The organism is Stenotrophomonas sp. SMYL20 (genome assembly GCF_036320045.1).
GTDB lineage: Bacteria > Pseudomonadota > Gammaproteobacteria > Xanthomonadales > Xanthomonadaceae > Stenotrophomonas > Stenotrophomonas maltophilia_A.
In genome coordinates, this window is the sequence record NZ_JAWIRT010000005.1 from 14,237 (window position 1) to 32,157 (window position 17,921).

The following is a 17,921-nucleotide window of genomic DNA, read 5'->3' on the forward strand; positions in this document are numbered from 1 at the left end:
TGCCGCCAGGATGGACCGGATGAGTGGACCCAGCTTCAGCAGCAACGCACCGTATGAAACCCATGTGGTGTTGAACCAGCCGCCGCCGTTCGCAGGGCGACAGTTGTGGACCGACGACGTGGCGCTGATGGAGGCCGTACAGCGCGAAGGCGCCGCCAGCTTCGCGCCGCGACTGGGTGTCTATGGTGCACTCGCCGGTGATGAACTGTACCGGCTGGGCTTCGATGCCAACCGTGATCGTCCGCGACTGCGCACGCATGATGCACAGGGCCATCGCATCGACACCGTGGAGTTCCATCCGGCCTATCACCAGTTGATGGACACGGCAAAATCGCACGGCGTCGCTGGATTGTCCTGGCATGAGCCGCAGCCCGGCGCACACGTGGCACGTGCGGTGTTGAGCTACCTGCATCACCAGGCCGAGGCGGGCACCAGCTGCCCGTTGACCATGACCCATGCAGCGGTGGCGGTACTGCATTCGCAGCCGCATCTGGCCGAGTGGGCGCGCAAGGCCGCTGCGCCGGTCTATGACCCGCGCGACGTGCCGGTGGCGGACAAGGCCGGCATCACCCTGGGCATGGGCATGACCGAGAAGCAAGGCGGCTCGGATGTCCGTGCCAACAGTACGCGCGCCGAACCGATCGATGGCGAGCGTTACCGTCTGGTCGGCCACAAGTGGTTCTTTTCCGCACCGATGTGCGATGGCTTCCTGGTGCTGGCGCAGGCGCCGGGAGGCCTGACCTGCCTGCTGATGCCGCGCCGGCTGGCCGATGGTGACCGCAATGCGTTCCGGTTGATGCGGCTGAAGGACAAGCTCGGCGATTGGGCCAACGCTTCCAGTGAGGTCGAGTTCTGCGGCGCACAGGCATGGCGTGTGGGCGAAGAGGGGCGCGGCGTGGCCACCATCATCGGCATGGTGATGATGACCCGCCTGGACTGCATGCTGGGTGCAGCGGCGGAGATGCGCATGGCGCTGGCGCAGGCGCTGCACCACGCACGTCATCGACGTACCTTCGGCAAGCTGCTGGTCGAGCACCCGCTGATGACCAACGTGCTGGCTGATCTGGCGCTGGAGTCGGAAGCGGCCACGGTGTTGGCGATGCGGATCGCGCGCGCGGTGGATCGCGCCGGTGTGGATGCCAATGAAGCCGCGATGGCGCGGTTGGGGACGGCGCTGGGCAAGTACTGGCTGTGCAAGCGCGCGCCGGCCTTCGTCAATGAAGCGCAGGAATGCCTGGGCGGTGCGGGCTACGTGGAGGAGTCGATGCTGCCGCGCCTGTACCGGCAGGCACCGTTGAATTCGATCTGGGAGGGCAGCGGCAACATCCAGTGCCTGGATGTGCTGCGTGCGCTGGCGCGTGAACCGGAGGCGATGGCGGCGCTGCGCGGTGAGCTGGCATCGGTGGCTGACCGTAATGGGCGCTATGCAGCGGCATTGCAGCGTTGGGCAGCGGCACCGCCACCGGAGGAAGCGCAGGCGCGGCTGTTCTGCGAGCGCACTGCGCTGCTGCTGCAGGCGGCGCTGCTGCTGCGTGCGCGCAGCCCGATGGCGGAGGCATTCGTGCGTAGCCGGCTGGAAGGGGAGCACGGGCTGGCGTTCGGGACGCTGCCGGCGGGGGTGGAGCTGACGGCGATGCTGGCGCGCGCGCTGCCGTAGGAGGCGGCCAACGGCGGAGCCCCTCGTGGTGGGCGCTGATACTGATGGGTGGGCCGCGCGGGTAGATCGCGCAGGGGGCGCTGCAAGTACGTCCATGTAAGCTCGGGCGCGCCATCCATGGCGCTTACGCCCCTGCGCAACCTACCCGCGCGTCCGTGGACACTTTCCGTACGCGTCCACCACAGAATCAACAGAAAGAGCAGAGAGCGAAAAGCAGAAAAGCCGCGGCAGTGCCGCGGCTTTTCCTGTGCAACCGAGCCGATGCTCGGCTGGTCGGTAGCGCCGGGCCATGCCCGGCGAACGAACCGTTAGTGCTTGGCTTCTTCCTTGGCGGCGTTGGCCTTGGCGTCATTGGCGACATCGCGGGCCTTGTCGGCGACCTTCTGTGCGGCGTTCGCAGTGGCGTCGCTGGCGTGTGCGGCGGCATCGGTTGCGGCGTCCTTGGCCTTGTCGGCGGCGTTGGCGGTGGCGTCTGCAGCCTTGTCCAGCGCCTGCTGGGTATCGGCGGCGGCCTGCTCGGACGCGGCAGCGGTCTTGTCGGCGGCGTCGCGGGTGGCTTCGGCGGCCTTGTCCACGGCGTCACGGGCGGCAGCGCCTGCGCTGTCGGCAGCCTGCTGTGCGTCCTGCTTGGCCTGTTCGGCTTCCGGGCCCTTGCAGGCGGCCAGGGCCAGCAGCAGGGAGGCGGCCAGCAGGGTGGTGGTGATCGGACGAATCTTCATGGCGGTCTCCGGTACTGCAATGGATGGGGACGCCAGCCTATTCATGCCGTTGTGAAGACGGGGTCGCGATGCAGCGGCTCAGTCGCGCGCATTCGAAAAAAGAAAAAGCCGCTGGCGAACCAGCGGCTTTTCCAGAACAGCGTGAAGAAAGAAGTTATTACTTCTTGGCTTCTTCAGCAGCGTCCTTGGCCTTCTCAGCGGTGCCTTCAGCAGCCTTGGCAGCGTCAGCAGCGGCGCCGGCAGCGGCGTCGGTGGCAGCAGCGCCAGCCTGGGCAGCAGCGTCAACCGAAGCGTCAGCAGCGGTGGCGGCGGTGTCAGCGGCCTGCTGGGCAGCGTCGGCGGTCTGGGCGCCAGCAGCGGCGGCCTGGTCGGCAGCAGCCTGGGCTTCGGTGGCGGCTTCGTTGGCCGAAGCAGCGGCGTCCTGGGCAGCTTCCTGCTTCGAGCAGGCGGCCAGGGCCAGAGCCAGGGACATCGCGACCAGCAGCTTGTTGATGCTCATTGTGTGAATCCTCGTCGTTAGAATTAGGCAACGCGCATGCTGCGCGCCGACAACATGATGACAAGCCAAGATTGGGTGTCAAGCGATCCCGCATTCATTTTTGCGAAATCATCGTTAAATCTTTTTAAATCAATTCGATGGCGATTGCGGTTGCTTCGCCGCCGCCGATGCACAGGGTGGCAATGCCGCGCTTGCCACCGCGCGTGCGCAGGGCGTTGACCAAGGTCACCACCAGGCGTGCACCGGAGGCACCGATCGGATGGCCCAGCGCGCAGGCGCCACCATTCACGTTGAGCTTGTCGTGCGGAATGCCCAGTTCGCGCATCGGCGCCATCGCCACCACGGCGAAGGCTTCATTGATCTCGAACAGATCGACCTGGTCCAGCGACCAGCCGGTCTTGTCCAGCAGCGTGTGCAGCGCGCCGATCGGGGCGGTGGTGAACCACTCCGGTTCCTGCGAATGGGTCGCGTGGCCGACGATGCGGGCCAGCGGGGTGATGCCGCGAGCGGCTGCATCTTCCTCGGTCAGCAGGACCACTGCAGCAGCGCCGTCGGAGATGCTGGAGGAACTGGCGGCGGTGACGCTGCCGTCCTTCTTGAAGGCCGGGCGCAGGGTCGGGATCTTGGCGATGTCCGAGCGGCCCGGCTGCTCGTCGGTGGTGACCTCGACCTCGCCCTTGCGGGTGGCGACCTTCACCGCGACGATTTCATCGGCGAACGCACCGTTGGCCTGCGCCGCCTGCGCGCGCCTGACCGATTCGATGGCGTAGGCGTCCTGCTCTTCGCGGCTGAACTGGTATTTGTCCACGGCGCATTCGGCGAATTCACCCATCGCCTTGCCGTCATAAGCGTTGACCAGGCCATCGTGGGCCATGTGATCGACCGCCTGGAAGTTGCCGAAGCGGTTGCCGGTGCGCGAGTTCGGCAGCATGTGCGGCGCGTTGGACATCGATTCCATGCCGCCGGCGACAACGATGCTGGCCGAACCGGCCTTGATCAGGTCATGACCGAGCATGATGGTCTTCATGCCCGAGCCGCACACCTTGTTCAGCGTGGTGGCACCGGTCGACAGCGGGATGCCGGCAGCGATCGCCGCCTGGCGGGCGGGCGCCTGGCCGAGGTTGGCCGGCAGCACGCAGCCCATGAGGACTTCGGAAACGTCGCTGGCCGGGATGCCCGACTGTTCCAGGGCGGCTGCGATGGCGGCCGCGCCGAGGGTCGGGGTCGGCACGCCGTTGAACTGGCCGAGGAAGGAGCCGATGGCGGTGCGCTTGGCGGCGGCGATGACGATGTTGGACATGGCAATCTCGTTGATGCGTAAGCAATGTTCGGAAAGGAGACCGGGGGCCGTTGGATGTGCCCCGGTTTCCCGGCAGACTGCGTGGGGGTCGACCCAAGTATAGAGGGTCGGGGAGGGCCGCCGCTGGGCGCGGCCGCACGCCTGCCGGGATGAAGGCAGGACAACGTTCATGGGAAGGAATCGATGGAACGCACGATGATGGTGAGGTCTGCCCTGGGAACCGCGCTGGCGGTAGCGCTGACGGCCTGTGGTGGAGGTGGCGGGGGCGGCAACGTGCGCATCGATACCCCGCCACCACCGCCGCCACCGACTACCCCGCCACCGACGACGCCGCCCCCGGTCAAACCGCAGGAGCCGGCCTTCGACGCGCATCTGTCAGTCACCAATGCGCGCGCCGCACAGGCTGCCGGCCTGACCGGCCAGAACGTGCGCATCGGCATCGTCGACTCCGGCGTGCAGCGCAATGCGGTGGCGTTGAATGGCCGGGTGCTGGCCAACCTCAACTACATCGATCCGGCCAGGAACAATCTGGGTGTCGATGATGTGGTCGGCCACGGCACCGCCGTGGCCAGCCTCGCCGCCGGCGCGGCAACGGGCTCCTGGCCGGGTGGCATCGCGCCAAAGGCGCAGATCGTGTCGGCACGGATCATTGCCGACAAGCCGCCCGTCGATGACGGCAGCGGCAAGGGCAATTCCTTCAGCGGCCCGCTGGGCGTGGCCCAGGTCCACCAGGACCTGATCAGCTACAACGTGAAGGTGATGAACAATTCGTGGGGCGGCCTGTACTGGACCGACCTGCCGACCACCGCGCAGGTGGCCGCCGAATATCGCCCCTTCGTGATCAACCATGGCGGGCTGGTGGTGTTCGCCGCGGGCAATGACGGCCGCAGCGAGCCGAGCAGCCTGGCCGCACTGCCCAGCCAGCAGGGCGTGGCCGGCACGCTGCCGGCTGCCGACCTGGAGCGCGGCTGGCTGGTGGCCACCGCCGTGGATCCGTATGCGCCCGGTACGCTGGCCAGCTATGCCAATGCTTGTGGCCAGGCGGCCCGCTACTGCCTGGCGGCGCCCGGCAGCGCGGTCTACCCCGATGCCAACGGTGGCAGCTACTACTGGAACTACGGCACGTCATTCGCGGCGCCCTTGATTTCCGGTGCGGCGGCGCTGGTCTGGGAGCGTTTCCCGTACTTCAGCAACGATCTGGTGCGGCAGACCCTGCTGGGCACCGCCAAGGATATCGGCGCGCCGGGCGTGGATCCGGTGTTCGGCTACGGCCTGCTCGACATCGGTCGTGCGATCAACGGTCCGGGTCGTTTCGACTGGGGTGATGTGGTCGCCAACGTGGATCTGGCCTCGACCGGCTCGGCGTGGCGCAACGATATCGTCGGCAGCGGCGGGCTGGTCAAGCAGGGCGGGGGCACCCTGGTGCTGGCCGGCAACAACAGCTACACCGGTGCCACCCGCATCGAACGCGGCATCCTGTCGCTGCAGAACGGTGGCGTGATCCGTTCCAACGTGACCATCCTCGGCCAGTCCGATCCGGATTCGACCGGCCTGCAGTTCAATGGCGGCACGCCCCGCGTGATCGGCAATGTGGTCAACGGCAGCAGCGTATTCCTCACCACCGGCAACACCACCGGCACCATCGAGGGCAACTACACGCAGCAGGCCGGCGCACAGTTGATGATCGCACTGGGCGCCAATGCGCTGCAGGTCACCGGCAATGCCGCCATCGACGGTGGCGTGCGCGTGCATGGCTTCGTTTCCGGCTACGTGCCACAGAACGGCAGCCGGCAGGACCTGATCCATGCGGCAGGCGGACTCAGCGGCACCTTCAGTACGCCGGCTACCTCCAGTGGCCTGCAGGGGCTGTCATTGCTGCAGAGCAGCTACGGCTATGACAGCAACAACGCGTGGTTGAACCTGACCCAGGTCAGCGTCACCGCAGCGGCCAGCGGGCTGGGGGCGTCCGCCCAGGCGGCGGCACAGCGCCTGGAAGGTGCATTCGCAGCGCTGGACAAAAACACAGGCCTGCAGGGATCGGCCTTTGGTGCAGTGGCCGGTGCCCTGCAGTGGACCGGCGGTGGCCCGCAGGGCCTGGCCGCCAGCCTGCAGAGCCTGTCCGGTCAAGCGCATGCGCGAGCCGAAGCAGCGACCTTCGACAGCATCGACATGTCGCGGCGTGCGATCGCCGAGCGCTTTGATCGTGTACAGGCCGCACCGCGCCTGCGCGGGAGCTGGCAGAGCGCGCTGGGTGAGGCGGGGCAGGGCAGCTTCGCCGGCAACGCTGCCGACAGCCGGGGCTGGATGGCCGGCCAGGATCTGCCACTGGGCAGCAACGGCCTGATGGGCGTGGCGTTTGGCGAGACCCGCAGCACTGGTGGCAGCAGTTTCGGCGGTGATCGTGGGCGTGATCGCCAGGCGCAGGCACAGTTGTATGCCGGCTGGAATCTGGGACGTGGCTACGCGCTGGCCCAGGTGGGGAGCGGACAGTTCACCCGCGCGCTGGATCGTCAGCTGCTGCTCGGTGCGGGTGCCTATGGTGTCTCCGCGCGGTACGGCGGCCGTTTCAGCAGTGCCAGCGTGGAGGGCGGGTACCGGCTGGGGCGTGCGGGCGCATCGATGACGCCCTACGTCGGTGCCAGCACCACGCGTGTGGAGACCGACGCCTTCAATGAACTCGGCGGCTTTGGTTTCGGCCTGCGGGGCGATGCCAACCGCGTGCAGCGCAGCCAGATGCTGGCCGGTATCCGCGGCGAGCGCGGCTGGGGGCGTTGGACGCTGCGTGGGCATGCCGAATGGCAGCAACGGCTTGATGGTGCGGATGCGGACTGGCAGGCCAGCTTCGTCGGCGTCGATGCCTGGGCGCCGTTGGCGGGCTGGAACGCGCCGCGCGGCAGTGCGCTGATCGGCGTGGCGCTGGAATCGTGGTGGGGCCGCAATGGCCGCCTGAGCCTGGGCTTCGACCAGCGCGTTGGTGGCGAAGGTGCGCGGCAGGCCGCCTTGCGCTACAGCACCGGCTTCTGAAGGACGGCTCGCGCCGGGTCATGCCCGGCGCGACATCGGCAGGTTCAACCGCCGCGCAGGTTGCCCAGGCGCGGGGTGCTGCGGCCCAGCGGCATCTTCAGCTTGCCGATCGACAGGATGCGGCTTTCGGCGATGCGGTCGGCGGCACGCTGCGGCGCGATGTTCTCGCGCTGCGACAGTTCGAAGATGCGAGTGAGGTTGTGGTAGATGCTGCGGATCAGGCGCATTGCGCGTTCGCGGTTGTAACCGTCGATCTCCAGCGACACGTTCATCACGCCACCGGCGTTGACTGCATAGTCCGGCGCATACAGGATGCCGCGCGCATGCAGCTCGTCGCCGATTTCCAGGCTCGACAGCTGGTTGTTGGCGGTGCCGCAGATGATCTTCGCCTTGATCCGCGGCAGCGTGTCGGCGTTGATCGCACCTTCCAGCGCGCACGGTGCGAACACGTCGGCGTTCACCTCGTGGATCTCATCCGGCTTGACTGCTTCGGCGCCGAAATCGCTGACCGCGCGATCAACCAGCGCGCTGTCCAGGTCGGTGACGTACAGCTTGGCACCGCGGTCGCGCAGCAGTTTCACCAGTTCCATGCCGATGTGGCCCAGGCCCTGCACGGCGATGCTGGTCTTGCCCACTTCCTCATGGCCGAACTTGAAGCGCATCGACGCCATCAGTGCCTGCAGCGCACCGTAGGCGGTGAACGGGGCGGGATCGCCGGAGCCACCATGGACCTGGTGCACGCCGGTCACGAACTGGCTTTCCAGGTAGATGTTCTCCATGTCGTTGACGTCGGTTCCGACGTCCTCGGCGGTGATGTAGCGCCCGCCCAGCGAATCGACATAGCGGCCGAAGGCACGGAACAGCACCTCGGTCTTGTCCACTTTGGGGTCGCCGATGATCACCGCCTTGCCGCCACCCACGTTGAGGCCGGCCAGTGCATTCTTGTAGGTCATCGTCCGGCTCAGCCGCAGCGCATCGGCCAGCGCCTCGTCGGTGCTGGCGTAGGGGCGCATGCGCACGCCGCCCAGGGCCGGGCCGAGGGTGGTGTTGTGGATGGCGATGATCGCCTTCAGGCCGGCGTCGTGGTTGTGGCAGAACACCACCTGTTCGTGGCCGGTGGTGGCGAGGGTTTCGAATAGCATGGCGTCTCCGATGGCGCGATCAGCGGCGAACTGCAGCGAACGGCCAGTGAACGGTAGGGTCCCAAAACAAAAAAAGCGACGTCGTCGGTGCAGGGGGACGGGTCGCGCGGCGCCATTCTAGTCCATTCCCCCGGCCGGTGCCGTCGACATCGGTGGTCTTCCGGTTAAAGAAGATGAAAGTTCGGCCGATGCTGCGACGACGGCGGGTGGCCGGATTCGCGTGAAGAGGCAGGGCGGTCAGTGACGGCAAGGGCACCACAACGACAGGGCGGGCGGCGATGACGCCGGCCTGGTGGCGATCACTGCGTGGCTGGCTGGCGCGCTCGACCGGGACGGCACCGTCCCGGTTGGCGGCGGCGTCGCGGCAGGCGGTGGCGGCGGCTGCGGCCAGCCTGCAGGGCGAGGCTCTGCCCTCGGCCGAGATCGCTGCACATCTGCAGCGTGGCCTGCATGCACTGGCCCTGTACCCGCGCCTGGCCGGTGAATCCACGGCGGTGCAGGCCGCGGGGTTGGGCGAGGCGGTGGCGCGCGCGCTGCAGGACCGGGACTGGGCGGCCCGTCAGCTGCCGCGCCGCCCGCAACTGCTGCCGCAGCTGATCCAGACGGTCAACGACGATGCTGCGTCGGCGCGGGTGATGGCGGCGATCATCGGCCAGGACCCGGTGCTGACCGGCAACCTGCTGCGCATCGCCAACAGCCCGGCCTACAAGGTGCACGAGCGCCCGGTGGAAAGCCTGCAGCGGGCGGTGACGCTGGTCGGTACCGAAGGCGTGCGACAGATCATCAGCGCAGTTCTGGTGCAGCCGGTGATGCAGGTGCAGTGCGAGGTGTTTCCGCAGTTCAGCACGATCATCTGGGAGCACGCACTGCTGGCCTCGCGCGCAGCCGCTGACCACGCGCGCACGGTCACTTTCGGCGATGCCTTCGCCGCCCAGTGGCTGGGCCTGGTACAGGGGCTGGGGGCCGCGCTGGTGATGCGCCAGCTGCTGCAGGAAGCGCAGGCACGCGATGAAACGGTGGAGCCGGCGCTGGCGCTGCAGCTGCTCCAGCAGTGGTCACTGCCGTTGGCGCAACGCGTGGCTGCGGCCTGGGAGCTGCCAGAGCCGGTGCACCAGGCGCTGGCGCCCGAGGCGGATGGCCCGCTGGCCGACAGCCTGCGCCTGGCCAGCGCGGCCGCAGCGGCCAGCCTGCTGTGCCGGCACGGACATGCCAGCCAGAGCCGCATGCTGGCCCTGCTTGAACAGTTGCCTTCGGCGCCGCCGCATGCGCTGCGCTGGATCTGGCGGCGCCTGCATGGGCGCAGCGTGGAAACACGGGATGACGCCGGACAGGAAGAGGCGGGTCCTGCGCCCTGAGCGCTACAGCTGCGATTCCACCGGCAGCCAGCTGATCACCCGCGCGGTCCAGCGCTTGCCCAGGCTGGCACCGGGTTCGGCCTCCACCCAGTGCGGCGGTGGCTGCCGCTCCAGCCAGCGCAGGTCATCATCGCGCCCCAGCGCCAGCCACCAGCTGTGCTCCGGGCCGGCCAGGCGCAGGTACTCGTCGCGCAGCTGTGCACCGAGCGCCGGGTCATCGAACAGCACGCCCATTTCGGTATTGAGGTAGGCCGAACGCGGGTCGAGGTTGAACGAACCGACGAAACCGCGGCGGTCATCGACCACGAATGCCTTGGTGTGCAGGCTGGCGCCGCTGCTGCCGAACAGGCTGGCATCCAGCTGGCCGTGTGCCTTCAGTTCGTACAGCTGCACGCCGGCCCTCAGCAGCGGCACCCGGTAGCCCATGTAGCCGCCGTGTACCGCTGCCACATCGTTGGCGGCCAGTGAGTTGGTCACCACGCCCACCTGCGCGCCGCGTGCGGCCAGCGCCGACAGCGCCTCGACCCCATCGTTGCCGGGCACGAAGTAGGGCGAGATCAACAGCGCACTGCGCCGCGTGCTGCGCAACTCGTCGCTGAGACGGCTGACCAGCCAGCCGCGGCGATCGTCATCGCGGTGCTTCATCGGCGGATCGGAAGCGATGCGCACGTTCGCGCTCCAGTGCAGCGGTTCCGGGCTGGGCCGCTGCAGCGCGCGCGACTCGGCCACGCGTTGCAGGTAGGGTTGTGCCTTGGCATGCATGGCATCCAGGTCCGACTGCCGTACCAGCTGCTGCAACTGTGCATCGGTATACGAGGCCAGTGCGGAAATCGGGATCGCTGTGCTGCTGTTCCAGTAGTCGTCGAAGATCTGGTTGGCCTGCTGCACGGCGGGGCCGGCCACCACCAGGTCCAGGTCCTGGAAGTTCACATCGTCGCGCGCGCTGAAGTATTCCTCGCCGATGTTGCGGCCACCGACGATCGCGATGCGGCCGTCGGCGATCCAGCTCTTGTTGTGCATGCGGTGGTTGACGCTGAAAGCGCGTTGCACCAGCTCCAGCGTGCGCGCGATGCCGCTGCGGTTGCGGAACGGGTTGTACAGGCGGATCTCGATGTTCGGATGCGCATCGAGTGCCATCATCAACGCGTCCTTGTCCTTGGCGTTCATGTCGTCAAGCAGGATGCGCACGCGCACGCCGCGCTCGGCGGCGTCGTACAGCGCCTTGGCCATCAGATGGCCGATCAGGTCGTCGTGCCAGATGTAGTACTGCAGGTCCAGGCTGCGGCCTGCGTGCGCGGTGATCATCGCGCGCGCGGCGAAGGCATCCATGCCATCACTGAGGAACGCCACGCCGGACTGCCCGGGGTGTGCGTCCTGCAGCGGCACGATCTGCTGGTCGATGCGGGTCTGCGCCGGCTGCAGTGGCAGCACATGCGAGGGTGCGCCCTGTGCCCGCGGGGTGAGGTGGTCGGCCAGCAGCAGCCCGGACAGGACCAGCAGCAACAGCGCGGCGAGGATGATCGCAGCGACGCGCAGCAGGCGTCGCCACAGGGGCTTGGGCAGGCTCATGCCCCGATGGTAGATCCACGCCGTGCGTGGATGAAAGCCAACAGACCTATCGCCGTAGATCCACGCCATGCGTGGATGGCAGGGACTTCGCGGTCAGAAGCGCTCGTCGCTGCCCAGGTAACGCCACTGCCCCGCAGGCAGCGGTCCCAGTGCCACGCGGCCAATCCGCAGCCGACGCACGGCCGCGACCTGCAGGCCGGCAGCGGTGACCGCCACGCGCAGGCCCTTGGCCGTCAGGCCCTTGCCGGCGAAGCGCAGGCGCTGCTCGCTCTGCCAGCTGACCTTGGCGCCGCCCGATTCCTGCTGCAGCCGCGCCATCAGCCACGGGCCGCGCTCGGGACCGCCTTCGGCCACTTCGATCAGGTATTCCTGTTCGGTGCGGCCCAGATTGCGCTGCAGATGGGCCAGCGTGGCCGGGTCCTGGCTGACCACCACCAGGCCGCTGTCGCTGGCCGGAAGCGAGGCGGCCAGCTGCAGGCCGTGGAAGTGACGCTGAAGCGGACGGATGTCGCTGGCATCAAGTTCGCTGCGGCTGTCACTGCTGACCAGCGCACACAGGGTTTCAGCGGCAACGCCTGCCGGCTTGTGCAGCAGCATGCTGACCCGCTCGGCCTTTTCATCGCTGGCCTGCTCGGCCACGACGATCACCGCGCTGTCATCGACCGGGCGCTGCGGCTGCTCGACCACCTCGCCATTGACGCTGACCCAGCCGCCTTCGATGTAGCGCCGCGCTTCACCGCGCGGGATGCCGAGCAGGGCGGACAGGCGTTTGTCGAGGCGGATCGGTTCCATGGCGGAAAGGTCAGGCAGGGGGCGCGCAGTGTAGCCGCTGCGGCCGGTCAGCGCTGGCCGCGGTTGGCCAGCTCGGTCAGGTACAGGCGGGTATCGAACTCCAGCTGCAGGTACTCCGGCTCCATGTGCTGGCACAGCTGGTAGAAGGCCTTGTTGTGATCGGCTTCCTTCAGGTGGGCCAGTTCATGCACCACGATCATGCGCAGGAACGCCGCTGGTGCCTGGCGGAACACGGTGGCGATGCGGATCTCGCGGCTGGCCCTGAGGCGGCCGCCGTGCACGCGGGAGATGGCGGTATGGGTGCCCAGCGCATGCTTGATCACTTCCAGCGTGTTGTCGTAGCAGACCTTGTTGAGCGGCACCGACTTGCGCAGGTAGCGGTCCTTCAGCTCCTGCGTGTAGTCGTACAGCTGGCGGTCGCTGCGCACCTCGTGCGGATCGGGATAGCGCTGCTGCAGCCAAGGGCCGAGCTTGCCCTGCGCCAGTAGTTCACTGACCTGGGCGATCAGGGGTTCGGGATAGCCGGTGAGGTACTTCAGGACTGCCATGCAGGGGCGGCGGGGCGTCGGTAGAATGGGGCATCCAAGATTACACGCGGTACGCATCGACCATGGCAAAGCCCAACGCGCTGCAGGAACAATTGCTCAAGGCCGGCCTGGCCAAGAAGTCGCAGGCCAGCGCTGCCGCGAGCGCGCAGGCCAAGGCCCGGCAGGGCAAGGCCGAATCGACCTCGGCCGATGTCCAGCGCGAGGCTGAACGGGCCCGCGCCGAGAAGGTCGAGCGCGACCGCGCACTGGCCGCCGAGCGCAATGCCCAGGCCAGGCAGGCTGAACAGAAGGCCCAGGCCCGGCAGATCATCACGGCCCATGCCGTGCCTCACAAGGGCGACGACGAGTACCGTTTCAGCGATGGCGCGGCGATCCGCACCCTGCTGATCGACCCCAAGCTGCGCAAGGCGCTGTCGGTGGGCGTGCTGGTCATCGTTGCCCACGGCGAGGGCTACGCCCTGCTGCCGCGCGCCGCTGCCGAAAAAGTGCGTGAACGCGCCCCGGAGGCGATCATCGTCGACCACGGCCAGCCGGGCTCGACCGCCGAGATCTCCACCGGCAATGCCGAGGACGACGCCTACTACGCCCAGTTCCAGGTGCCGGACGACCTGGTCTGGTAAGCCAAAAAGGGGACGGAGGGGATTTAGCCGCAAATGGCCTGATCCGGCCCGTCTGCCTTCTGCTCAGCTTGCTGAAGGCCTGCCGGTCATGGCTCGGCGCTACCGTTTACTGCGCGGTGTGGCGTCCCCATATCAGGCGACACACCTGCGGAGGATGGCCATGGCCACCGGTTGGGCGGGAGACGGCGCGGTCCAGGACCAGATCGACGCCACCGTCGACGATGCGATCGCCCGCGCGCGGCGCCAGCTGCGCGAGGGGCCTGGTCTGGAACATTGTGAGGAATGCGACGCGCCGATCCCGTTGGCGCGGCGCCAGGCCGTGCCCGGGGTACGGCTGTGTGTGGCGTGCCAGCAGGCGCATGATGACGAAGCGCAGGCGCATGCCGGCTACAACCGGCGTGGCAGCAAGGACAGCCAGTTGAGGTAAAGGTTGTTCGGCAGGGCTTGCAGCCCTGCACCTGCCGAAGCCTTCAAGCCAAGGCAACTTCAACGTCAAAAGCGGGCATTCCGTAGGTAGGCGGGACGGTGTGGGTAGGCAGGACACGCCGTAAACCCCCCTCCGGGGTCCGGCCCAGCCGCTGGCGGCTGGGCGTTCGGGCGCTTGCGAAGCAGTGCTTCGCAAGCAAAGCGCCCTCACCCATGGGGGCTCGATGTCGCCATCCATGGCGCCAACGGTCCTGCCTACCCACACCGTCCCGCCTCTGACAGATTTCCGCGGCTGTCGGTAGGTGTCGACCTTGGTCGACACATCTGTCAGATATCGAATGAGTCATCCACGCATGGCGTGGATCTACCGTGTCGACCCAGGTCGACATACACCAGGGCAATGCGTCGTTCCGACAGCTCGCGGAAATCTGTCGAAGGCGGGGTGGGTCCGGCTGAGGGGGCGTGAGCCGCATGGGCCCGAGGCATGCCTCGGGCGGGTTGGGCAGGACGCCCAACCCCGGTCTTGCCGTGTGCGCAGGAACGCGCACACGAGCAAGCGGCGACCGAGCTTACATGGGTGAGGGCGCTTTGCTTGCGAAGCACTGCTTCGCAAGCGCCCGAATGCACAGCCGCCAGCGGCTGGGCCGGGCCCCGGAGGGGGACTTGCAGCGTCCCCCTCAACCGGACCTACCCCGCCTTCCCGCAGGAAGCCAGCTTTTGCTGTTGCTTCGGCTGCTGCTGGTGCTGTTGCTCCCGCTGGTAGCAGGTGCAGGGCGCAGCCCTGCCGAAAACCCCCCTCAGCCGTCGCCCTGGATGCCGCCGGGGGCCTGCGCCGGGTCGCGCCAGCGGCGCACCGTGCGCTGGAAGAACAGGTTGTTCGGCAGCTGCAGCACCGTGCCCTCGTGGCCGTCGCCGGTTTCCTGCAGCGTGGTGTAGATCAGGTTCACGTCGATCACCCGGCCCTTCAGGCCCGGCTTCTCGCCGTTTTCCAGCACCTCGATGTAGTCGTGCAGGCGGAACGGGCGGGTGGTGAAGATCAGCAGCGTGCAGAAGATGTTGGACAGCACGCTCCACGCCGCGAAGAAGGCCACCGCGCCCACGGCTGCGAAGCCGGTGAAAGCGGTCCACAGCACCGACGGCTTCGCGCCGAGCAGGCTGAGGATGTACAGCAGGGCACTGAAATAGACCACGAAACTGGTGATCCGGCGCGCACCCATCACCATCTCCGGCGGCAGCGTGTAGTGCTCGGCAAAGCGGCGGATCAGGCGACGGGCGAGCACGCGCAGGAGCCATGCGACCAGCAGCACCAGTACGATCTGCAGGGCGACGCCGGCGTAGTTCAACCACGGGTGGGTCCAGGCGGGCAGGTGATCCTTCAGCGACAACATCATGGGGCGAAAACAGGCGGCGGGAACGGCCCCTGATGTTACCCGGCGCGTGCGGGGGATTCGACCGCCGGGTTCCAGGCCACGCACACCAGCTCCTGGCGGTGCTGCTGCAGGCAGGCGCGGCCATTGTCGGGACGCAGCTGCAGTGACAGGCCCAGCGCCTGCAGCAGGACACAGGCGGTGATCACCAGCAGGGCGGCGCAGGATGGGCTGGACATGGCAGGACTCCTGGACGGCAATTTCGCGAAGGACCTTTCATGGATGCAGCAGCCACCCAAAAGGTTGCATGCCATCGATCATCGATCGGCTCTAAACCTTTTCCCGGGTCGCCGCATCCAAGCGATATGCTCGACACCACCATGCCCGCGCCGCCTGCCGCCAACGACGCCGTCGATGAACCCGCCCTGGTGCGGGCGGCGGCCGCCGGTGACACCGCTGCCTATGAACTGCTGTACCGGCGCCACGCGCCCCGTGTATTCGCTGTGCTGTGGCGGCTGTGTGGCGGCCAGCAGGCACGCGCCGAGGACGCGCTGCAGGAAGCGTTCCTGCAGGCGTGGAAGGCGCTGCCGGGCTTCCGTTTCGAGAGCAGCCTGTCGACCTGGCTGCACCGGCTGGGCGTCAACGCGGCACTGATGGAGCTGCGCGGACGTGCGGGCGGGCAGGATCACGACAGCCTCGACGAAGTGGACGGAGGGTTGCAGGAGCTGGCAGTGCACGATCGTTGCGCCGGCACCGAACGCGACCTCGAACGGGCACTGTCGACACTGCCGCCACGGGCACGTGCGGTACTGGTACTGCACGACATCGAAGGCTGGAAACACCAGGAAATCGCCGAACAGCTGCAGATGGCCGTCGGCAGTTCCAAGGCACAGTTGCATCGTGCGCGCGGCCTGTTGCGCGCACGGCTGGGAGACATGACATGAGTACACACGACCACGATTCCGACCACGATCTGCTGGCCCGGCTGCGCGCGCTGCCGACCGAACGCGGCGTACCCACCGATGGCTGGGCACGCCTGTCGGCGCAGCTGCCGCCGCGTGAACCGCAGGCGGCACCTGCGCCGGGCGACAACGTGGTGGCCCTGCCAGCGCGCTCGCGGCGTCGCTGGTGGCTGCCGGTCGGTGCGGCATTGGCGGCCAGCCTGGCGCTCTACGCGGTGGCACCGTGGCGGCATGCGCAGCCGGAGGTGCCGGTACCTTCAGCGCTGCAGCTGCAGGCGGCGGCGATGACCGAGCAGTACCAGCAGGCCGTCGCTTCGCTGCCCGATGGACGGGCGCCGGAATGGCAGCCGGCGCTGCACGAACTGGATGAAAGCGCAGCGCAGATCCGTGCCGCCTTGGCGCAGGACCCACGTGCGCCGCACCTGCTTGGCCAGCTCAAGCGCACCTACGCGCTGCGGCTGGAACTGACCCGGCAGGCGGCCTATGCCGCCGAGTCCGGCTTGACGACCTGAGGAGACCCCCATGACCCGAACCCTGATTTCCTGCTGTGTCGCGCTGCTGCTGGCCCCTGCCGTGGCGCTGGCCGACACCCGCATCGACGAGCGCCACACCCTGGCCGCGGGCGGTCGCATCGAGCTGAGCAATGTGGCCGGCAAGGTGACCGTGCGTGGCTGGGACCGCAATGACGTGCAGCTCACCGGCACGCTCAGCGACGGCCTGCAGCTGCGTCAGGAGAAAAGTGCCAACCGTGTGCGCTGGGAGATCGAATACCCGCGCCGCAGCAGCAATGGTGGCGCGACGCTGGTACTGAACGTGCCGCGCTCGGTGGAGCTGCTGCTGAGCACGGTCAGCGCCAGCCAGGACATCAGTGGCATCGATGTGCGACGGCTGCAGGCCGACACGGTCAGCGGCAGCCTGAGCGCGGCTGGCCGCAGTGGCGACAGCAAGCTCAACACGGTCAGTGGCAGCGTCAGCGCACGCCTGCAGACGCCGAAGCTGGACGTGAACACGGTCAGTGGCCGGATCGAGGCCGGCGGCGGCGTGTCCGGTGATATCGGTGCGCAGACGGTGTCCGGCCGGGTCGAGGTGGACGCCGGGCGCGTGCAGCGGCTGGCGGTGGAGACCGTCTCGGGCAGCATCGATCTGGCAGCGGCCGGGTTGGCTCCCGGCGGCCGCATCAACGTCGAATCGGTCAGTGCCTCGGTCACGCTGAGCCTGCCGCGCACGGTGTCGGCACAGCTGTCGGTGAACAGCTTCAGTGGTTCGATCAACAGTGACGCCGGGCAGGTGGAGCGGCCGCGCTATGGGCCGGGCAGCCACCTCGATACGCGTCTGGGCGGCGGTGATGGTGACATCCGCATCCAGTCGCATTCGGGCAGTGTGCGGGTACGCCTGGACCGCTGAACGCGATCCGGCAGGCCGCGGCGGCAGCGCCGCCGCGGTCGATACTGGGTCAGCTGGCTTTCTTCAGTGCCCAGGTGGTGCCGAGGACTTCGATCTTGCCACCGGCCTTGCGGAACGCTGCCAGGTCCGAAGCGATCGAATCGCTGCTGACCACTGTGCTGGCGGCCGCGCCCTTGCGTTCGCTGCGGATGCTGTTGCTGGCCTTCGCGGGGGTCTTTGCCTTGCGGGGCATGGTTGCTCCTGTCAGGTGGAAGGGGAGGAAAGCGCCCAGGCATCGGCCTGGCGCAGGTAGTCCTGCCGCTCGCGGCGGCAGTCATCGCCGCCCATCGAAAACTGGCGGCAGATCGCCGGGCGCTGCGAATAGATCGTGCAGCGCAGGTGATAGGGATCGATCGCCGCGCACCAGCCTTCCTCGTTGCGCGCCATCACGGCACGGCCGTGGGTGTCGCGTGACAGGAACTGGCCGGGCACGTGGTCGCCGGGCTGCAGCAGCACGGGCAGCCGGCAACAGACCGCGTCACAACGGCGGCAGTCGAT

At 67.9% G+C, this 17,921-nt stretch carries 19 protein-coding genes; 8 read left to right on the forward strand and 11 right to left on the reverse strand.

What is annotated here, in order from left to right; genetic code table 11:
* Positions 1–19 precede the first annotated feature (19 nt).
* Positions 20–1,657, forward strand: coding sequence for an acyl-CoA dehydrogenase family protein (locus tag V3B48_RS04955; protein ID WP_329893319.1), 1,638 nt, complete (start codon positions 20–22; stop codon positions 1,655–1,657).
* Positions 1,658–1,965: 308 nt separating this feature from the next.
* Here the strand turns inward: V3B48_RS04955 and V3B48_RS04960 are convergent, their stop codons facing one another.
* The 3 genes from V3B48_RS04960 to V3B48_RS04970 form a co-directional block, all read right to left on the reverse strand.
* Complete coding sequence (locus V3B48_RS04960) at positions 1,966–2,376, reverse strand: hypothetical protein (RefSeq protein WP_014647982.1); 411 nt, start codon at positions 2,374–2,376, stop codon at positions 1,966–1,968.
* Between the two features lie 157 nt (positions 2,377–2,533).
* On the reverse strand, positions 2,534–2,875 hold the full coding sequence (locus V3B48_RS04965) for a hypothetical protein (RefSeq protein ID WP_004153024.1): 342 nt from the start codon (positions 2,873–2,875) through the stop codon (positions 2,534–2,536).
* 124 nt (positions 2,876–2,999) lie between these two features.
* On the reverse strand, positions 3,000–4,175 hold the full coding sequence (locus V3B48_RS04970; RefSeq protein ID WP_329893320.1) for a thiolase family protein: 1,176 nt from the start codon (positions 4,173–4,175) through the stop codon (positions 3,000–3,002).
* Positions 4,176–4,358: 183 nt separating this feature from the next.
* On the opposite strand from V3B48_RS04970, the gene V3B48_RS04975 reads away from it, so the two are divergent.
* Positions 4,359–7,199: a S8 family serine peptidase gene (locus V3B48_RS04975; RefSeq protein ID WP_329893321.1), complete on the forward strand. Its 2,841-nt coding sequence runs from the start codon at positions 4,359–4,361 to the stop codon at positions 7,197–7,199.
* 44 nt (positions 7,200–7,243) lie between these two features.
* Here V3B48_RS04975 and V3B48_RS04980 read toward each other — a convergent pair whose 3' ends face one another.
* Entirely contained in the window at positions 7,244–8,341 is a 1,098-nt protein-coding gene (locus V3B48_RS04980) for a Glu/Leu/Phe/Val dehydrogenase dimerization domain-containing protein (RefSeq protein WP_010482852.1), read from the reverse strand.
* A gap of 278 nt (positions 8,342–8,619) precedes the next feature.
* Here V3B48_RS04980 and V3B48_RS04985 point away from each other — a divergent pair, with 278 nt between their 5' ends.
* Positions 8,620–9,696, forward strand: a complete 1,077-nt coding sequence (locus V3B48_RS04985) for an HDOD domain-containing protein (RefSeq protein WP_032129353.1) — start codon at positions 8,620–8,622, stop codon at positions 9,694–9,696.
* Between the two features lie 3 nt (positions 9,697–9,699).
* Here V3B48_RS04985 and V3B48_RS04990 read toward each other — a convergent pair whose 3' ends face one another.
* The 3 genes from V3B48_RS04990 to V3B48_RS05000 form a co-directional block, all read right to left on the reverse strand.
* The gene (locus V3B48_RS04990) at positions 9,700–11,265 is read right to left on the reverse strand and encodes a phospholipase D family protein (protein WP_329893322.1); all 1,566 of its coding nucleotides are present in this window, start codon (positions 11,263–11,265) and stop codon (positions 9,700–9,702) included.
* Positions 11,266–11,358: 93 nt separating this feature from the next.
* Positions 11,359–12,057, reverse strand: coding sequence for an RNA pseudouridine synthase (locus tag V3B48_RS04995; RefSeq protein WP_032129355.1), 699 nt, complete (start codon positions 12,055–12,057; stop codon positions 11,359–11,361).
* 47 nt (positions 12,058–12,104) lie between these two features.
* A complete protein-coding gene (locus V3B48_RS05000) occupies positions 12,105–12,605 on the reverse strand; it encodes a M48 family metallopeptidase (RefSeq protein WP_329893323.1) in 501 nt (166 codons plus the stop codon).
* Positions 12,606–12,667: 62 nt separating this feature from the next.
* Here V3B48_RS05000 and V3B48_RS05005 point away from each other — a divergent pair, with 62 nt between their 5' ends.
* Entirely contained in the window at positions 12,668–13,225 is a 558-nt protein-coding gene (locus V3B48_RS05005) for a DUF2058 domain-containing protein (RefSeq protein WP_032129357.1), read from the forward strand.
* A 160-nt stretch (positions 13,226–13,385) separates the two neighbouring features.
* Positions 13,386–13,652: a DksA/TraR family C4-type zinc finger protein gene (locus V3B48_RS05010; RefSeq protein ID WP_032129365.1), complete on the forward strand. Its 267-nt coding sequence runs from the start codon at positions 13,386–13,388 to the stop codon at positions 13,650–13,652.
* A gap of 796 nt (positions 13,653–14,448) precedes the next feature.
* On the opposite strand, the gene V3B48_RS05015 is transcribed toward V3B48_RS05010, so the two are convergent.
* Entirely contained in the window at positions 14,449–15,042 is a 594-nt protein-coding gene (locus V3B48_RS05015) for a mechanosensitive ion channel family protein (protein WP_080291803.1), read from the reverse strand.
* 35 nt (positions 15,043–15,077) lie between these two features.
* Positions 15,078–15,257: a hypothetical protein gene (locus V3B48_RS05020; RefSeq protein ID WP_049398314.1), complete on the reverse strand. Its 180-nt coding sequence runs from the start codon at positions 15,255–15,257 to the stop codon at positions 15,078–15,080.
* Between the two features lie 126 nt (positions 15,258–15,383).
* Here V3B48_RS05020 and V3B48_RS05025 point away from each other — a divergent pair, with 126 nt between their 5' ends.
* Genes V3B48_RS05025 through V3B48_RS05035 form a run of 3 tightly spaced genes read left to right on the forward strand, consistent with a single transcriptional unit; the run spans position 15,384 to position 17,384 of the window.
* A complete protein-coding gene (locus tag V3B48_RS05025; RefSeq protein WP_032129359.1) occupies positions 15,384–15,962 on the forward strand; it encodes an RNA polymerase sigma factor in 579 nt (192 codons plus the stop codon).
* Positions 15,959–16,492 (forward strand): hypothetical protein, encoded by a 534-nt coding sequence (locus V3B48_RS05030; protein WP_032129360.1) that lies wholly within the window; start codon positions 15,959–15,961, stop codon positions 16,490–16,492. The genes V3B48_RS05025 and V3B48_RS05030 overlap by 4 nt, the downstream gene beginning before the upstream one ends.
* A 10-nt stretch (positions 16,493–16,502) precedes the next feature.
* On the forward strand, positions 16,503–17,384 hold the full coding sequence (locus V3B48_RS05035; RefSeq protein WP_032129361.1) for a DUF4097 family beta strand repeat-containing protein: 882 nt from the start codon (positions 16,503–16,505) through the stop codon (positions 17,382–17,384).
* A 49-nt stretch (positions 17,385–17,433) separates the two neighbouring features.
* On the opposite strand, the gene V3B48_RS05040 is transcribed toward V3B48_RS05035, so the two are convergent.
* The gene (locus V3B48_RS05040; RefSeq protein WP_005410566.1) at positions 17,434–17,616 is read right to left on the reverse strand and encodes a hypothetical protein; all 183 of its coding nucleotides are present in this window, start codon (positions 17,614–17,616) and stop codon (positions 17,434–17,436) included.
* 11 nt (positions 17,617–17,627) lie between these two features.
* On the reverse strand, positions 17,628–17,921 hold the full coding sequence (locus tag V3B48_RS05045; RefSeq protein ID WP_053462562.1) for a YkgJ family cysteine cluster protein: 294 nt from the start codon (positions 17,919–17,921) through the stop codon (positions 17,628–17,630).